Source organism: Rheinheimera sp. ATLC3, assembly GCF_059429535.1.
This window is the reverse complement of sequence record NZ_CM182103.1, coordinates 1,372,833-1,389,067: the sequence shown is the minus strand read 5'-3', so window position 1 is coordinate 1,389,067 and position 16,235 is coordinate 1,372,833. Positions and strand designations below refer to the sequence as shown.

General features: G+C 49.1%; 19 protein-coding genes. 15 read left to right on the top strand and 4 right to left on the bottom strand.

What is annotated here, in order from left to right; genetic code table 11:
- Positions 1-184: 184 nt before the first annotated feature.
- The gene (gene smrA, locus AC5SV9_RS06525; protein ID WP_134057513.1) at positions 185-763 is read right to left on the bottom strand and encodes a DNA endonuclease SmrA; all 579 of its coding nucleotides are present in this window, start codon (positions 761-763) and stop codon (positions 185-187) included.
- Between the two features lie 73 nt (positions 764-836).
- Complete coding sequence (locus AC5SV9_RS06520; RefSeq protein WP_475147343.1) at positions 837-1,187, bottom strand: hypothetical protein; 351 nt, start codon at positions 1,185-1,187, stop codon at positions 837-839.
- 141 nt (positions 1,188-1,328) lie between these two features.
- Between AC5SV9_RS06520 and AC5SV9_RS06515 the strand changes: the two genes are divergently transcribed.
- Positions 1,329-1,733, top strand: coding sequence for a hypothetical protein (locus AC5SV9_RS06515; RefSeq protein ID WP_475147340.1), 405 nt, complete (start codon positions 1,329-1,331; stop codon positions 1,731-1,733).
- A 1-nt stretch (position 1,734) separates the two neighbouring features.
- Here the strand turns inward: AC5SV9_RS06515 and AC5SV9_RS06510 are convergent, their stop codons facing one another.
- Positions 1,735-3,066 carry a M20/M25/M40 family metallo-hydrolase gene (locus AC5SV9_RS06510; protein WP_475147338.1) on the bottom strand — a complete coding sequence of 444 codons (1,332 nt, stop codon included), beginning with the start codon at positions 3,064-3,066 and terminating at the stop codon, positions 1,735-1,737.
- Positions 3,067-3,196: 130 nt separating this feature from the next.
- Between AC5SV9_RS06510 and AC5SV9_RS06505 the strand changes: the two genes are divergently transcribed.
- Positions 3,197-3,568: a response regulator transcription factor gene (locus AC5SV9_RS06505; protein WP_475147337.1), complete on the top strand. Its 372-nt coding sequence runs from the start codon at positions 3,197-3,199 to the stop codon at positions 3,566-3,568.
- Positions 3,569-3,688: 120 nt separating this feature from the next.
- Positions 3,689-3,994, top strand: coding sequence for an ArsR/SmtB family transcription factor (locus tag AC5SV9_RS06500; RefSeq protein WP_475147334.1), 306 nt, complete (start codon positions 3,689-3,691; stop codon positions 3,992-3,994).
- Between the two features lie 49 nt (positions 3,995-4,043).
- On the opposite strand, the gene rpsT is transcribed toward AC5SV9_RS06500, so the two are convergent.
- Positions 4,044-4,313 carry a 30S ribosomal protein S20 gene (gene rpsT, locus AC5SV9_RS06495; RefSeq protein WP_040551604.1) on the bottom strand — a complete coding sequence of 90 codons (270 nt, stop codon included), beginning with the start codon at positions 4,311-4,313 and terminating at the stop codon, positions 4,044-4,046.
- Between the two features lie 175 nt (positions 4,314-4,488).
- Here rpsT and murJ point away from each other — a divergent pair, with 175 nt between their 5' ends.
- The 12 genes from murJ to AC5SV9_RS06435 all read left to right on the top strand — a co-directional run bounded on the left by murJ (position 4,489) and on the right by AC5SV9_RS06435 (position 16,230).
- Complete coding sequence (murJ, locus tag AC5SV9_RS06490; RefSeq protein WP_475147331.1) at positions 4,489-6,063, top strand: murein biosynthesis integral membrane protein MurJ; 1,575 nt, start codon at positions 4,489-4,491, stop codon at positions 6,061-6,063.
- Between the two features lie 49 nt (positions 6,064-6,112).
- Positions 6,113-7,084 (top strand): bifunctional riboflavin kinase/FAD synthetase, encoded by a 972-nt coding sequence (gene ribF / locus AC5SV9_RS06485; protein WP_475147329.1) that lies wholly within the window; start codon positions 6,113-6,115, stop codon positions 7,082-7,084.
- The gene (gene ileS / locus AC5SV9_RS06480; RefSeq protein ID WP_475147327.1) at positions 7,081-9,909 is read left to right on the top strand and encodes an isoleucine--tRNA ligase; all 2,829 of its coding nucleotides are present in this window, start codon (positions 7,081-7,083) and stop codon (positions 9,907-9,909) included. The genes ribF and ileS overlap by 4 nt, the downstream gene beginning before the upstream one ends.
- Complete coding sequence (gene lspA, locus AC5SV9_RS06475) at positions 9,909-10,397, top strand: signal peptidase II (protein WP_134057499.1); 489 nt, start codon at positions 9,909-9,911, stop codon at positions 10,395-10,397. Before ileS ends, lspA begins: the two co-directional genes overlap by 1 nt.
- Positions 10,394-10,831: an FKBP-type peptidyl-prolyl cis-trans isomerase gene (gene fkpB, locus AC5SV9_RS06470; RefSeq protein WP_475147326.1), complete on the top strand. Its 438-nt coding sequence runs from the start codon at positions 10,394-10,396 to the stop codon at positions 10,829-10,831. Before lspA ends, fkpB begins: the two co-directional genes overlap by 4 nt.
- Positions 10,832-10,834: 3 nt before the next feature.
- Positions 10,835-11,764, top strand: a complete 930-nt coding sequence (gene ispH / locus AC5SV9_RS06465) for a 4-hydroxy-3-methylbut-2-enyl diphosphate reductase (protein WP_475147325.1) — start codon at positions 10,835-10,837, stop codon at positions 11,762-11,764.
- A gap of 92 nt (positions 11,765-11,856) precedes the next feature.
- Positions 11,857-12,891 carry a sensor histidine kinase gene (locus AC5SV9_RS06460; RefSeq protein WP_475147324.1) on the top strand — a complete coding sequence of 345 codons (1,035 nt, stop codon included), beginning with the start codon at positions 11,857-11,859 and terminating at the stop codon, positions 12,889-12,891.
- Positions 12,888-13,595, top strand: a complete 708-nt coding sequence (locus AC5SV9_RS06455; protein WP_475147322.1) for a LytR/AlgR family response regulator transcription factor — start codon at positions 12,888-12,890, stop codon at positions 13,593-13,595. Before AC5SV9_RS06460 ends, AC5SV9_RS06455 begins: the two co-directional genes overlap by 4 nt.
- 123 nt (positions 13,596-13,718) lie before the next feature.
- Positions 13,719-14,321: a GspH/FimT family pseudopilin gene (locus tag AC5SV9_RS06450; RefSeq protein ID WP_475147319.1), complete on the top strand. Its 603-nt coding sequence runs from the start codon at positions 13,719-13,721 to the stop codon at positions 14,319-14,321.
- A gap of 9 nt (positions 14,322-14,330) precedes the next feature.
- The gene (gene pilV, locus AC5SV9_RS06445) at positions 14,331-14,747 is read left to right on the top strand and encodes a type IV pilus modification protein PilV (protein ID WP_475147317.1); all 417 of its coding nucleotides are present in this window, start codon (positions 14,331-14,333) and stop codon (positions 14,745-14,747) included.
- Positions 14,744-15,712 (top strand): PilW family protein, encoded by a 969-nt coding sequence (locus tag AC5SV9_RS06440; RefSeq protein WP_475147314.1) that lies wholly within the window; start codon positions 14,744-14,746, stop codon positions 15,710-15,712. The genes pilV and AC5SV9_RS06440 overlap by 4 nt, the downstream gene beginning before the upstream one ends.
- 2 nt (positions 15,713-15,714) lie before the next feature.
- Positions 15,715-16,230, top strand: a complete 516-nt coding sequence (locus tag AC5SV9_RS06435; protein WP_475147312.1) for a pilus assembly PilX family protein — start codon at positions 15,715-15,717, stop codon at positions 16,228-16,230.
- Positions 16,231-16,235 lie beyond the last annotated feature (5 nt).

Sequence of the window (16,235 nt, the reverse complement as noted above, 5' to 3'; positions counted from 1 at the left end):
TAAAGCGTCCAGTCGTGGTTTTGGCTTTACCGCAATCGCCATTGTTGTTTGTTTAATGGCGTTATCGGCATTTTTGACCAAAGCCGAAGCTGTCTGCCTGCTATGCGGATAGCGGAAACTGAATATAGTCAAACGGAATGACTGAGACTCAGGGGGGCTTTGCTCCCCTGATGCTTATCTGTGTTTAAGCTTTTCTATGCCGCTCGCGGTTTTCCCGCTTTTGCTCTGCATTCTTCTGCAGCAGTACATAGGTTGCGGAATAGCCGCCGTGTTGCTTTTGCGCAGTATTACATGCCAGTACGGTTGCCATCTGCGGCAGCCATTTAAATACATAGCTGCGTAATATGGCGGGATGCGGTTTACTGTTTCGGCCCATACCGTGCTGAATCAGTAAGGTACGAATACCACGCTTGTGACAATCTTCGATAAAGAAGAAAAGCTCGCGCCGGGCATCTGTCAGGCTCTTGCCCAGCAGGTTTAATGTGGCATCTAACTGGTACTTGCCAAGACGCAGGTTACGATACACGCCATCCTGTACACCGTCTTTTTTATAGGTAAAGGGTTCATCCGGTTTTACCAGATCAACATATTCCATGCTGAGGTAGTTTGGATCATATTCCATTTCCTGCTCAGCGGCTTTGCGCCGGGCTTGCTGCGCTAATGTCGGACTAAATTCGCTGTGCTCTGGCAGTACCTCATCCTGAGACAAAGGTTTAACGCCAGACATTTCCTGCAGAAATAAATCTAGGTCATCGTCTTGCATACTGCACTCTCTTGTCTTACCGGGTCGCAATTATAACCCGCCTGTTGATGTGACAAAAGTAGCAGCGACTGCCTTACTCGGCTTGGGTGGTCAGGGTGGTGGCAGGCGCAGCAGTATGGTTTGCTGCTTTTTGTGTCTTACGGGCTTGAGCAAAACGAACCAGATAGTAAGCATTGATTAATAATACTAATAAATTAGAGATCACGCCCTGAGGGATTGCAATATGGCTGTAATATACAAGTAGCAGGCTGCAGCCAACCAAAGTTGCCAGGCGTAACCAGAATACGTCCTTGATAAAGAACGCACCGATACAGATTGTTAAGCCTATCCAGCTGATGATATCGAACACAATATGTTCCATTTTACATTCCTGACTATTGACGTTGGGTAGACTAAACACTTTGCCAGCATAATTTTTGCGCATTATGCGGTGCCTTTAAGAGCCGCTCAACTGAGTAATTTTGCTTCTCTGGGATTAGTTTAATTAATGAATTTTGCAAGGCAAATTACAGGTGTAAAAACGTGTTCTATACTTAACGGCAGCTGAACAAGGAAGGAAGATGTTATGTGGCCAGAAAAAGTATATGAAGTTTTACCTTATGCGTATGTCACTGCCGGAATTGGCGTGATGGTAAGTGTTGAATCTGTGCTGGCGTTTGTTGCCGGAGCTTTGATGGCAAGCGCTGGAGCTGTGGTTTGGGTGCTACGCTCAGACAACCGGCGCTCAGATATTAAAAACGCCAGAGAAAAATACGGTGGTGTTTTGCCATTTTGGCTATATGAACTGCTACCTTTTAGTTACTTTATGCTCGCTGTCATGCTTTTTACAGGCAGCGACAATGTATATTTTTATCCTTTTGCGATGATTTTAATGGTGATTGGTGTGCATCTATGGCTACTGCGCAGCAGTTATCGTAAACATCAGCGGCCCGTAGCTGTTAAAGTAAGGCCGCTGCGTTCAAGAGCCTGAGTTATTTCCGTAAATCGATCCGGCTGTTTGCAACAGCTGATACTGTGTGTAGCCATACCTGCAGATTTTGCTGCAGTGCGGCCGGATCAATTTTATCTAATGTGTCATTGGGGGTGTGGTGATAGTCAAAATAGTCTGTACCATCTTGTTGCAGGCTGACAACCGGTACGCCCTGAGCTTTTAGTACTGACACGTCCGGGCCACCAGAGGCGGTATTACTACCGGCTTCTACACCAAAACTTGTCAGCTTTTGCTGCAGAGCTTTGGCAAATGCCAGCGACTTTTCACCAAAACCGGTATCAAGCCGCCAGATCCGGCCAGCACCAAAATCTGACTCTGAGGCAAAAACATGCTTGCTCAGGTTATTGGCATGTTTAGCGGCATATGCCCGGGCGCCGACCAGGCCGCCTTCTTCATTGCCGAACAACACAACTCTTATTGTGCGTTGTGGGCGGGCTTGCTGTTTTAATAACGCGGCGGTTGCCATAACAAGACCAACACCGGCACCGTCATCCAAAGCGCCTGTGCCTTCATCCCATGAATCCAGATGCGCGCCGATCAGCACGATTTCATCCGGGTATTTGCTGCCGGTAATTTCTGCAACTACATTGTGACTGGTGACTTCTCCAGGCAGTTTATTCTGCATTTGTAACTGTAGTGTCAGCTCTGGTTGGCGTGCAAGCATTCTGGCCAGTTGCATCGCATCCGGTACCGACACTGCTGCTGCCGGGATCCTTGTTACGTCATCGCTATAGCGCATAATGCCGGTGTGGGCAAAGCGGTTGATGCTGGTGCCAACAGAGCGGATAATGATGGCTTTAGCGCCCAGCTTGGCAGCCTCGACGGCACCTTGCGCCCGTGCACCGACAACAGAGCCATAAAAGCTACCAAGTTTATCCTTTTCCATACTCTTATTGATAAAGACAATTTTATCCTTTACCAGAGCCGGATCTGCTGCTTTAAGCTGTTCCAGACTGTCAAACATGGCTACCTGAGCATTAATACCGTCAAAAGGCGTGGCTACAGAACCACCCAGCGCGGTTACCACCAGATTCTGCCGGAATGGCTCGCTGACGGTCAGGCTGGCCTGACCGCGCTCCCAGTACTGCATCGTAAACGGCTCTGTCCAGACTTTATCGAAACCAAGTTGTTTAAAGGTACGTTCTGCCCAGGCCACTGCTCTGGCATCAGCTTCGCTGCCAGCCAACCGCTGACCAACTTCAACTGTCAGTGATTCAGTCAACTGGTAAGCCAGGGTGTCGTTAAATGTCAGGTTATTCGCTGCTGTGCTAAAGCTTAGCGCTGCTGCGGTTAGTGTCAGCCATAATTTCATCTTTTCATTTTATCCCGCTGTTGATACAGTACCCAGGACTGTACCATCTTTTATGCCCGCCCCACAGCGTCAGCAGATAGAAAAGATAAATAGTCAGATGGAACGAATTCAGGCAGTTAAGGACGCGATTATGCCAACAGCACCTTTTAGTGCATTAGTTGTTGACGATGTTGCCGCGGTGCGCAGCTATATCAGTCAGATATTGCAACAGATGGGAATTACATCAGTATACGAAGCTGCCGACGGACGTAGCGCGCTGCAGTTGTTCGACGATCATCAGCCCCAATTGGTTTTTTTGGATATCCATTTACCTGATATAAACGGTCATCAGCTACTTAAAGAAATTAAACTGCAGCAACAGCACACTGTTGTTTTCATGGTATCAGCGTTTTCCAGTGTGGAAAATCTGAAGCAGGCTGTGGAAAATGGTGCCCGTGCTTTTGTTATCAAACCCTTTACGGCTACCCGTATAAATAGTCTGGTCAGGCCTTTGCTACATTAAACCTACGTTATCCCTGTTATCGCAAAAATCGTTATTCTTTGTTAAATAACAATCATTTTATTGTCGCTTTATACCTGAGTCGGTAATATTGAACCAATCAGTCAGATAGAGTTAGGTGTAATGAATTTACAGGATATGCTGCAGAATTCCGCCAAGGCAGTGAAATTGTTAAAAGCGGTATCCAATGAGCGACGTTTACTGATCCTCTGCCATTTGTTAGATGGGGAATTATCCGTTGGCGAGATGAATGAAAAGCTGGGGCTAAGTCAGTCTGCGTTGTCGCAGCATCTGGCACTATTACGTCAGCATAAATTGGTGAAAACCCGCAAGGCTGCGCAAACGGTGTATTACAGCCTGAATAGCAAAGAGGCTGAAGCGCTGATTGCGTTATTGCATAAACTGTATTGCTCTGATGACAATAAATAACAGCAACAAAAAAGCCGGCATCAGCCGGCTTTTTTGTTGGAACTGTGTCTTAAGCAGCGCTTAATGCTTTAACATGAGCATTTAAACGAGCTTTATGACGTGCTGCTTTGTTCTTGTGGATCAGACCTTTAGCGGCCATACGATCCAGAACAGGCACCATTTTCTTGAATGCTTCAGTAGAAGCAGTTACGTCAGCAGTTAATACCGCTGCGTAGGTTTTCTTAATGAAAGTACGCATCATAGAACGTTGTGAAGCATTTTGCTGACGACGTTTTTCTGATTGAATTGCGCGCTTCTTAGCAGACTTAATGTTAGCCAAGGTAACACTCCTAAAAAACTAAACCGGACCCATCAAAGGCCGCATAATATGCCTATTTAATGGCCCGTTGTCAAATGCTTTCACCGGAAAGTCGCAGATTTTAATCTGTCGCGCTACTGGTAATCTATTGTGCTAACGGGGCAAAATAGCCGCTGGCTTACAGAAGGAAGTTGTCGTGTCGGCAAAGTTATTGAAATCGGGTCTTATTGTCAGCTTTATGACGTTAATTTCGCGCGTGCTGGGTTTAGTACGTGACGTAGTTGTTGCCAACTTTGTCGGTGCAGGCGCTGCGGCCGACGTGTTCTTTTTTGCCAACCGTATTCCAAATTTTCTGCGGCGTTTATTTGCTGAAGGTGCATTCTCGCAGGCATTCGTGCCTGTGCTGGCTGAAGTTAAAGCCAAGCATGGTGATGATGCGGTGCGGTTGTTGCTCGCCAGAGTTACCGGCAGTTTAGGTGTGGTGGTAACGCTGGTTACTGTGTTTGGGGTTATCGCGTCGCCTTTGGTTGCGATGCTGTTTGGTATGGGTTGGTTTGTCGAATGGTTAAATGACGGCCCGGATGCACATAAGTTTGAACTCGCCAGTGTGATGCTGAAAATTACTTTTCCTTATTTATGGTTTATTAGTCTGGTCGCTTTTTCAGGGGCAATACTGAACACTTACAACCGTTTTGCTGTAGCTGCATTTACGCCGGTTTTTTTGAACATCACGATGATTTTATGCGCGGTGTATATGGCGCCCACGCTTGAAGAACCCGCACTGGCTTTAGCCTGGGGCGTGTTTATTGGTGGCGTGGTACAACTGCTGTTTCAGTTACCGTTTCTGGCCAAAGCTGGTTTGCTGGTCTGGCCAAAATGGGGGTGGCGCGACGATAATGTGGTGAAGATTAGAAAGTTAATGCTACCGGCGTTGTTCGGCGTGTCTGTCAGCCAGATTAATTTACTGCTTGATACTGTCATTGCTTCTTTCTTACTGACCGGTGCTGTCAGCTGGTTGTATTACTCTGACCGGTTAATTGAATTTCCGCTCGGGTTATTCGGTATAGCTATTGCAACCGTTATTTTGCCTAACTTGTCACGGCATCATGCCACTGAGAATACCGCCCGTTTTAGCCAGACTCTGGATTGGTCGTTACGTTTTGTGGCGTTGTTCGGCATACCCGCCATGGCTGGCCTGATGGTGCTGTCCCAGCCGATAGTAGCACTGCTATTTATGCGGGGAGAGTTCAGCCAGCATGATGTGCTGATGGTGTCTTATAGTTTAATTGCTTACAGCACAGGACTGCTCAGTTATATGCTGATTAAGGTGCTGGCGCCGGGATATTATGCCCGGCAGGACATTAAAACACCGGTACGCATCGGGATCATTGCAATGGTCGCGAATATGGCCTTTAACCTGATGTTGGCACCTTTTTTAAGCTATGTTGGCCTGGCACTTGCGACCGCGATGTCGGCCAGTTTAAATGCTTTTTTACTGTACCGAGGTTTAAAAACCACCGGTGTGTACCAACTAACACAGACAACACTTTGGTTTCTGGCCAAACTGGTTGCTGCCAGTGGCGTGATGGCGGCGTTGCTGTACTGGCAAACACCCGAGCTTAACAGTTGGGTGCAGCTGAGTTTCAGCCACCAGGTGTGGCGGCTTAGCTTGCTGTGCGTGTCCGCTATCGTCGGATATTTTACGCTGTTATGGCTGCTGGGCGTCAGGTTGGCGCATTTTAAAGCCAATTCTGTTGCTGAAAGCAATTAATTAAGTGGTTATAATGCGCGGTTTGTAACCAGAGGGCAAAACAGCAGGCATGGAGTTAATACGCGGCTTACATAATATTCAGCCCCGTCATCGCGGTTGTGTGCTGACTATCGGCAATTTTGATGGTGTGCATCTTGGGCATCAGGCTGTGTTGGCCAGGGTTGTTGCTATTGCCAGACAGATGCACTTGCCTTCCTGTGTTATGTTGTTTGAACCCCAGCCACTGGAGCTGTTTGCCGGTAATTCGGCGCCGGCCCGTTTAAGCCGGTTTCGTGAGAAATATGTTGCTCTGGCCGGGCTGGGTGTAGACCGGTTGCTGTGTGTGCACTTTACGCCTGATTTTGCTGCTCAAGCGCCCGAGCAGTTTATTCAGCAGTTGTTGTTAAAACAGTTGGGTGTAGAGCAGCTGATCGTCGGTGATGATTTTCGCTTTGGTAAGAACCGTAGCGGCAGTTTTGAACTGCTTGCGCTGGCAGCTGAGCAGCATCAGTTTGGGCTTTGCAGCACATCGAGTTTATTACTGGGACAGCAGCGTATTAGCAGCACCTTGATCCGCCAGGCACTGGCCGATGACAATTTAACGCTGGCAGCAGAGATGCTGGGGCGGCCTTTTGCCCTCACTGGCAGGGTGCGCCACGGTAGAAAATTAGGCCGGGACCTTGGGTTTCCGACCGCTAATGTGTTTTTATACCGCCGCAAGCTGCCGGTTGCCGGCGTTTATGCGATTACTGCTAATACAGTGTTTGGCCGTTTTCAGGGCGTAGCGAATATTGGCAACAGACCAACGGTACAAGGGCAGCGCCAACAACTGGAAGCACATTTGTTTGATTTTAAAGGTGATTTATACGGCAGCCAGATTGAGGTGTTATTGCAGCATAAGCTGCGCAGCGAGCAGCGCTTCGCCAGTCTGGCCGAGTTACAACAACAAATTGCAGCTGATGTAACAGCAGCAAAAACATTTTTTCAGCAGGGGGCAACAGCCACCCATGCCACTATTGATAAGACGGAACATAACGGATGAGCGACTACAAGCATACCCTGAATTTGCCGGAAACGGCCTTTGCGATGCGCGCCAACCTGGCGCAGCGCGAGCCGCAAATGCTGGCCAAATGGACAGAAGCAGATCTGTACGGCAAGATCCGTGCAGCAAAAAAAGGTAAGAAAACCTTTATTCTGCATGACGGCCCTCCTTACGCGAACGGCAATATTCATATCGGGCATGCAGTTAACAAAATTCTGAAAGATATTATTGTTAAAGCTAAAACGCTGGACGATTTTGACGCGCCGTTCGTGCCGGGTTGGGACTGCCATGGCTTGCCGATTGAACTTGTGGTTGAGAAAAAATACGGTAAACCGGGCACTAAGCTGACTGCAGCAGAATTCAGACAAAAGTGCCGCGAATATGCGGCAACACAAATTGATGCACAGCGCACTGATTTTGTCCGTTTAGGTGTGCTGGGTGACTGGCAAAACCCGTACCGCACTATGGATTATGCCTTTGAAGCCAATATCATCCGCTCACTGAGTAAAATTATCGGTAATGGCCATTTACAGCAGGGCTTTAAGCCGGTGCACTGGTGTACCGATTGTGGCTCGGCGCTGGCCGAAGCAGAAGTGGAATATCAGGACAAGGTGTCACCAGCCATTGATGTGCGTTTTGAGCTGGTGGATGAGTCAGCTGTCGATCGTTTTGATCACCCCGAAGGCAAACGCGGTAATGGCAAAGTGTCTGTGGTGATTTGGACGACAACACCCTGGACCATTCCAGCCAACCGCGCTGTGGCATTAAATGCCAAGCTTGATTACAGCCTGGTACAGGTAGAGCAGGGGCCGTCAGGCGCTGAGCGGCTGATAGTGGCGACTGATCTGGTAAAAGATGTGATGGCGCGTGCCGGCATTGAACATTACCACGCCCTGGGGTTTGCTAAAGGCGCGGCACTTGAGCTGGTACAGGTAAAACACCCACTGTATAACTTTAATGTGCCGCTGATTATGGGTGAGCACGTTACGACTGAGTCTGGTACCGGTTGTGTACATACTGCGCCGGGCCATGGTCAGGAAGACTTTGTTGTAGGCAAACTGTATAACCTTGAAGTGGCGAACCCGGTAGGGGCCAATGGCGTTTACCTGCCAGATACGCCGTTATTTGCCGGTCAGCACGTATTCAAAGCCAACGACAGCGTCGTTGAAGCCCTGCAAAATGCCGGTGCCTTGCTGGTACACAAAGCATACAAGCACAGTTACCCGCACTGCTGGCGGCATAAAACACCGATTATTTTCCGCGCGACACCGCAGTGGTTTATCAGCATGGAGCAGCACGGGCTGCGCAATACTTCGCTACAGCAAATTGAACAGACCCGTTGGATCCCGGACTGGGGCCAGCAGCGCATTGAAAAAATGGTCGCCGGCCGACCGGACTGGTGTATTTCACGCCAGCGTACCTGGGGCGTACCGATCGCGCTGTTTGTCGATAAAGACACCAGTGCGTTGCATCCTGATACAGCTGAGCTGATGGAAAAAGTGGCGCAGCTGGTTGAAAAAGACGGCATCCAGGCCTGGTTTGATTTAGATGCCGAAACCTTGCTGGGTGGCGATGCTAAGCAGTACGTTAAGGTCAGCGATACGCTGGATGTCTGGTTTGATTCCGGCGTTACGCATGCCTGTGTTGTCGATGTGCGGCCAGAATTTGGCGGCGCAGATCAGGCCGATTTATACCTTGAAGGCTCAGATCAGCATCGGGGCTGGTTTATGTCATCGCTGATGACAGGTGTCAGTATTAAACATAAAGCGCCTTATAAACAGGTGCTGACCCACGGCTTTACCGTTGATGGTGATGGCCGCAAAATGTCCAAATCGCTTGGCAACGTGGTATCACCGCAGGATGTGATGAACAAGCTGGGTGCCGATATTCTGCGCTTATGGGTAGCGACAACAGACTACACATCAGAAATGACAGTGTCGGATGAAATCTTAAACCGGGCCGCTGATAAATATCGCCGCATCCGCAACACCGCCCGTTTCTTACTGGCAAACCTGAACGGCTTTAACCCGGCAACCGATGCAGTGCCGTTTGGGCAGATGGTTGAACTGGACTTATGGGTGGTGAACCGCGCTGCAAAATTGCAGCAGGAAATTGTCGATGCCTACGATAACTATCAGTTCCATCAGGTGAGTCAGAAGCTGATGAACTTCTGTACCGTTGAACTGGGCAGTTTCTACCTGGATGTGATTAAAGACCGCCAATACACCGCTAACACTAACAGTATTGCCCGTCGTTCATGTCAGACGGCGCTTTACCACATCGCAGAAGCGATGGTGCGCTGGATTGCGCCTATCATGAGCTTTACTGCACATGAAATCTGGCAGGAGCTACCGGGGGCGCGTGACGAGTTTGTCTTTACCGGCGTTTGGTATGCAGGTTTTAGCGGTTTAACCGGCGGTAAGTTTGACGACAACTTCTGGCAGCAGTTGCTGCAGGTACGTGACGAGGTTAACAAAGTACTGGAAGCGGCAAGGCGCGAAGAGAAAATCGGCGCCTCTTTACAGGCTGAAGTGACACTGTACGCTTCTGCTGCACTGGCCAGCGACTTAGCCAAGTTGGGTGACGAATTGCGTTTTGTACTGATTACGTCAACAGCGCAGGTGAGCACTGATACTGCACCAGCTGATGCAATAGCAACAGAACTACCGGGCTTGCAGGTGCAGGTTCAGGCATCAACAGCGGCTAAATGCAGCCGCTGCTGGCATCACCGGCATGATGTCGGCGCCAATGCTGCCCATGCTGATTTGTGTTTACGTTGCGTAACCAACGTTGATGGCGAAGGCGAGCAGCGGGTATTTGCATAATGACGTTGTTTAAAGAAAGTGGCTGGCGCCTGTGGTGGCTGATTGCTTTGGTGTTACTGGTTGATCAGTTGACCAAGCAGGTGGTGATTGCCAATATGCAGCTGTTCGATTCTATTGAACTGCTGCCGGTATTTAACCTGACTTATGTACGTAACTATGGTGCGGCGTTCTCTTTTTTAAGTGACGCCGGTGGCTGGCAGCGTTGGTTTTTTACCTTAATAGCTGTGGCAATAAGTGTGGTGCTGGCGGTGTGGCTGGCACGTAACAACAAAGCACAGCTGAAGTTGAATATGGCATTGGCATTGGTACTGGCCGGCGCAGTTGGCAACCTTATCGATCGCAGCATCTATGGTTACGTGATCGATTTTCTGCATGTGTATTACCAGAATTGGCATTATCCGGCGTTTAACATCGCTGATTCGGCCATCTGTATTGGCGCCGCGCTATTAATCTGGGACAGTTTTAGCAACAACGAGGTGAAAAAGTGACAGAAGCGGTAATTGGTGCCAACAGCACCGTAATTTTTCACTTTGATATAAAGTTGTCTGACGGCAGTGCTGCTGAAAGCACCCGCGTGCATAACAAGCCCGCTAAGTTACAAATGGGTGATGGCAGTATTTCACCTGCATTTGAAGCGCAGCTAAGCGGGCTGAAAGCCGGTGATAAAAAAAATTTTACGCTGGCACCGGAAGATGCCTATGGCATGCCAAACCCGGACAATATTTACTATGTTGACCGCAGCAAGTTCTCTGCCGATGCACCGGCGAAAGCGGGCATGATTATTGGTTTTACCATGCCTGACGGTTCAGAAATGCCGGGTTTGGTGCGCGAAGTGGTCGGCGAGTCGGTAACCATAGATTTTAATCACCCGCTGGCCGGGCAAACACTGACATTCAGTGTTGAAATTGTACAGGTAAGCTGACTTATGGACATTTTACTGGCAAATCCGCGTGGCTTTTGTGCCGGTGTCGACCGGGCAATCAGCATTGTTGAACGGGCTTTGGAGCTGTACGAGCCGCCTATTTATGTGCGTCACGAAGTGGTACACAATAAGTTTGTCGTAGACGGCCTGCGTCGGCGCGGCGCAGTGTTTGTTGACGAGCTAAACGAAGTACCCGATGGCAATATTGTGATTTTCAGTGCCCACGGTGTATCACAGGCGGTGCGTGAAAATGCCCGCCAGCGCGGTTTAAAGGTATTTGATGCGACCTGCCCACTGGTAACTAAAGTGCATATGGAAGTTACCCGTGCCAGTCGTAAAGGCATAGAGTGTATTCTGATAGGACACGCCGGTCACCCTGAGGTGGAAGGCACGATGGGCCAATATGATAACCCCGAAGGTGGCATTTATCTGGTTGAATCGGCAGAAGATGTTGCAACGCTCATTGTTAAAAATCCGGCTCAGTTGTGTTTTAGCAGCCAGACAACGTTATCGGTTGATGACACCGCAGATGTTATAGATGCTCTGCGCTCGCGGTTTCCTGATATTGAAGGGCCGCGCAAAGATGACATTTGTTATGCGACGCAAAATCGCCAGGATGCCGTGCGTGATTTAGCCGCTAAAGCTGATTTGCTTCTGGTGGTGGGTGCGAAGAACAGCAGTAATTCAAACCGTTTACGCGAACTGGCCGATAAAATGGGTTGCACTGCTTACCTTATTGATACTGCTGCTGATATTCAACAAGCCTGGTTAGAAGGTGTGCAGGCCGTTGGTGTAACCGCTGGAGCGTCAGCACCTGAAGTGCTGGTACAGCAGGTGGTTAAGCAATTACAGCAATGGGGTGGTAAGACGGTAAGTGAAAACCCCGGCCGTGAAGAAAATGTGGTGTTTGCTATACCGGCAGAGTTACGTTAAGCCATATTTGCTTGCTCTGGGCAAGCCAAGCTTAACTTTGGGCGTTTATCCAGTGTAGTATGCGCTAACTGAAAACTATAGCGGAACACTAAATGAACCTGCAATGGGCGTTACCTGCTTTACAGCTGCCCTATCTGTGCCGTGGTCATTTTTTAGTGCGGTTGCTCGTACTGGGGCAAGCTGTCGCTGTGGTGTTGGCCTTTGCACCCGGTATGCAGGCAGGCCCCTTACAGCGCTTAGGCTTAATCAGTTTGTTTGTGCATTGGGTGTCACTGTTGACTACAGTGTGTTTGTGTCAGTTACGCCGCTGGCTTAATGGTTTGGCGCCGGTATGGTTGCTACTGGCAAGTGTGGTTATGTTTGAAATTGCCACTGTAGTGGTCAGCCTGATATCCCACTCCTGGTTGCAGGCGCTGCATCCGTCGCTGTCAGCCAGTTTAACCGGTTTTGTGCTAGCCAATATGATGATCAGTGGCATTGTTGCTGTCATCGCTATTCAGTTTTTTATTATTCACACCGAACACAGCCAACAGGTTCGCTCACAAAGCCGGGCCGAATTTAATGCCTTACAGGCTCGGATCGAGCCACATTTTTTGTTTAACAGCTTAAATACCGTAGCAGAGCTTATTCACCTGGCACCCGATGACGCAGAGCAAGCTCTGCTGAATCTATCAGCATTATTTCGTGCGGCATTAAATGCAGGGCAGGTGATTAGCTTGGCTGATGAGCTAATGCTGTCGGCGCAGTACTTATCGTTGGAACAGTGGCGGTTAGGACAGCGAATGGCGCTGCAGTGGGATCTGCCAGAGCCATTACCGCTGTTGCAGCTGCCGGCGCTAACCATACAACCACTGTTAGAGAATGCAGTTCGCCATGGTGCGGAGCAAAGCCAGGCTAGGGCATTAATCCATGTTATGGTGTTGGAAAGCCGTCGTTCGGTAAGCATTATTATTACTAACCCATTAGGCGATAAAGAACAGCAGCAACAGCGAGGTAACGGGATTGCGCTGGACAATATTCGTCAGCGCTTGCAGTTACATTTTGGTATAGATGCTCAGTTACACAGTGCCAGCAGTGAGGGGCGCTTTAGGGTGAAGCTGGTGTTACCGAAGCAGGCAGAAGAATGAAGATATTAATTGTTGATGACGAGCCGCTGGCCAGATCCAGGTTAAAACGCCTGATGGCACAATTGAGCCGGTTTGAGGTGGTGGGTGAGGCCAGTGATACGGCGATGGCTATAGATTTAGTGCACAGCCAGCAGCCAGATGTTTTGCTGCTTGATATTGCTATGCCAGGCACAGATGGTATAGATTTCGCCACTGAGTTACTAGCGCTACCGACACCGCCGGCGGTTATCTTTGTCACAGCACATCCTGAACACGCTTTGAATGCCTATAAGGCGGCGCCAGCGGATTATTTGTTAAAGCCCGTCTCTGCTGAACGCTTGCAACAGGCGCTGGAGAAGGTTGGCTTGTATACTAAAGCACATGTTGAACGGCAAAAAAATACCGAGGCTAAAATTATCTATACACAGGCTGGGGTAAAGCGGCAACTTAAATTAAAAGATGTGCTCTTTTTCAGTGCGGAAGATAAATATGTTCGTATGGTGTATAAAGGTGGCGAGGCTATTGTTGAACAAAGTCTCGTGCAGCTATTGCAGCAGTTTCCGCAACAACTTCTGCGCATCCATCGCAGTACCCTGATTAATAAAACCCATCTTGACCGGCTGGTCAGTGTCAATAACAAGCATTGGGTCAGGTTGCATGGCTATGAGGAGCGGCTTGAAGTGAGCCGGCGCGAAGTTGCGAATATCAGAAGTTGCATCTGCTAGTTTGCAGCTTACCGTTAGTCCGACAAAATTACCGCTTATCAATAAACTACTAGTGTTGTTTTAGCACTCATGTAAAGTCGAGTGATGAGATTCCGTTAATCTTATTCAAGAGACTAAAACGCCATGACAAGAATAACTACTTCCGGCTATATGAGGCTGGCAGCGAAAGGCTTCACTCTGCTTGAACTGATGGTCACCGTCGCGGTGCTTGCGATTGTGATAAGTGTGGCCGTGCCCTCTTTTGTTAATCTGGTAAACAATAATCGCCTTACTGCCCAGTCAAACGAAATCCTTGCAGCGTTATTGTTGGCAAGAACAGAAGCTATTAAACGCAACGAAAGTATGGTGTTTTGTCACAGCAATGATGGTATCAACTGCACAGTGCCTCCTGCTGCTGGCTGGCAGGGCTGGATGGTGCAAGGGGTAGTGGATAATACACCGGTTGCCAGCGGTATTATGCTGTCAGAACAGACAGTCATGATGTCCAGCAATAATGTGGCTAATGCCCTCGTAAATGGCGTAGGGCATTCAGTACGTTTTAATCCGCAGGGCTTGTTAAGAAGTGGTGACGGTAATAACCCACTAAACGGTGTGTTACGCGTATGTTTGCCTAATACTAAAATGCCGGTGAATATTCGTGATATTGAAATGCGGTCAGGCGGACGTACCAGGGTCGTCGCTAATTCGGCGGGCGAGAACTGCCCACAACCGAATAACCCGGTATAAGGAGGACTTATGCAAATAGCGTTAAAAGGGCTTATTAAGCAGCGTGGTGTATCGCTACTAGAGGTGCTGGTCTCAGTGCTTGTGTTAGGCATTGGCATGTTAGGGGTTGCAGCTTTGCAAACCTCAAGTATGCGTAATACCAATAGTGCGCTGGAAAAAACCATGGCTGTAATTCTAACCGACACCTTATCAGAATTGTTAAAAACGGATCCTTTGGCTGCGCAACAAGGCGTCTATGCATTCGCTGATTGTGTCGGTAGCGAAGCTCTGGGCACCGCAGCCTGGGTGCAAGACGTAAAACGTGCCACCCGAGAAGATGCCTGCCCAGTAGTGTCCTGGGAGGGAGACCGTTATACCGTTACGATCAGCTGGGGTGATGAGCGCTTGAACGTGACCAACCGCATTGTGACCCAGGTGATGCCATGAGAAAAATGTCGCGAGGATTTACTTTAGTTGAGCTCATGATAGCGATGACGCTTGGCTTGTTGGTAATGGGTGGTGCCATTGGTATTTTTATTGCCAATCAGACAACCAGCAGAGCCAACAGTGCGTTAAGTGATTTACAAACTGTCGCCAGATTAAGTTTTCAGCTGATGTCGCATGATATTCGCAATGCGGGTTTCTCGGGTTGCACCAACAGCATGCGGGTAGCTAACACTATTGCCATTGCAGGTGTACGCCCGGCATGGGCTGATTGGTTTACCGGCAGAGGCATTCAGGGGTTTGCCGCGCCAGTGCCTCAGGTAAACGGCCGGGCCCCTCTTGCCAACACCGAGATGCTGAGAGTTATGTACGGCTCAGGTGCCAGTAATACCATCAGTAATTATAACGGTAGTGTTATTGATCTTAATCTTAACTCTGTAGTCGAGGCTGGCGAAGTGGCTATTGCTTGTGATGATAACCTCACCAGTATCTTTCAGGTGAATGAAACCGGTGCCAGCACAGTGACGCATCTTTTGGCCGGGTTAAACAGTGATGCAAATCTGGGCTTTGTCGACCCACTGGTATGGGCACCTGGCTTGGCCGAGCCCAGAGGTTTTTCTGCGAACTCCATGTTTATGCGTTTTGAATCGGTTGCCTGGTTTGTTGCCCGTAGTATAGATGATCCTAATGTGTCATCACTATATCGTGCGTCTTTGCTCGGAGATACGCAGGTTAACGAAGAGGTGTTATTTGGCGTGTCTGACTTACAGTTTCAATACTTAAACGGTATAACAGGCGTGTTTCAATCTGCTGCCGCAGTTACGGCAGCTGCAGGCTGGGGGGATGTTAGCGCAGTGAATGTGACGGTAACACTAGATCCGGCTGTGTTGCAGGGCGTTGAAGTGCCGGACGATGTCAGAACCTTTAGCTTTTTAGTGTCATTACGTAACAGACAAGTTTTGAGGTGATAATGCAAACGAACATCATGAAACAACAAGGTGTGGCGTTAGTTGTCAGCTTACTGTTATTGCTGGCTATTACGTTATTGGCAGTCAGCACCATGAAGCGCACTACAGTGCAAGAGCAGATGACCGCAAACTTACATGACCGGCAGTTGGCCTTACAGCAAGCTGAAGCGGCGTTGCTCGTCGCAGAGCGTTTATTGCAGACTGCGCCGTTGCCGGGTGGCCCGGTGGCACTGATTAATAATGCTGGTATCTACAATATTCCAAACCCTTTGCAGCCCGACCGCTGGACGCCTGGGCAGGTTGTTACCTGGGTGCAGGCGCCTCCTTTGAATAACGGATTTGCCAATCCGGCTAGCTATATTATTGAATACATGGGTGATTGGGTTTTTCCTCCAGGCTGTAATCAGTCGACTTCACCTCCTATTGGATGTTTAGAACCGACATTCCGCATTACCGCAAGAGTGCCGGCCAGCGAAGGCCGCGCAGAGGTAACGTTGCAGACCATTTGGCGTCGCTGAGGAAG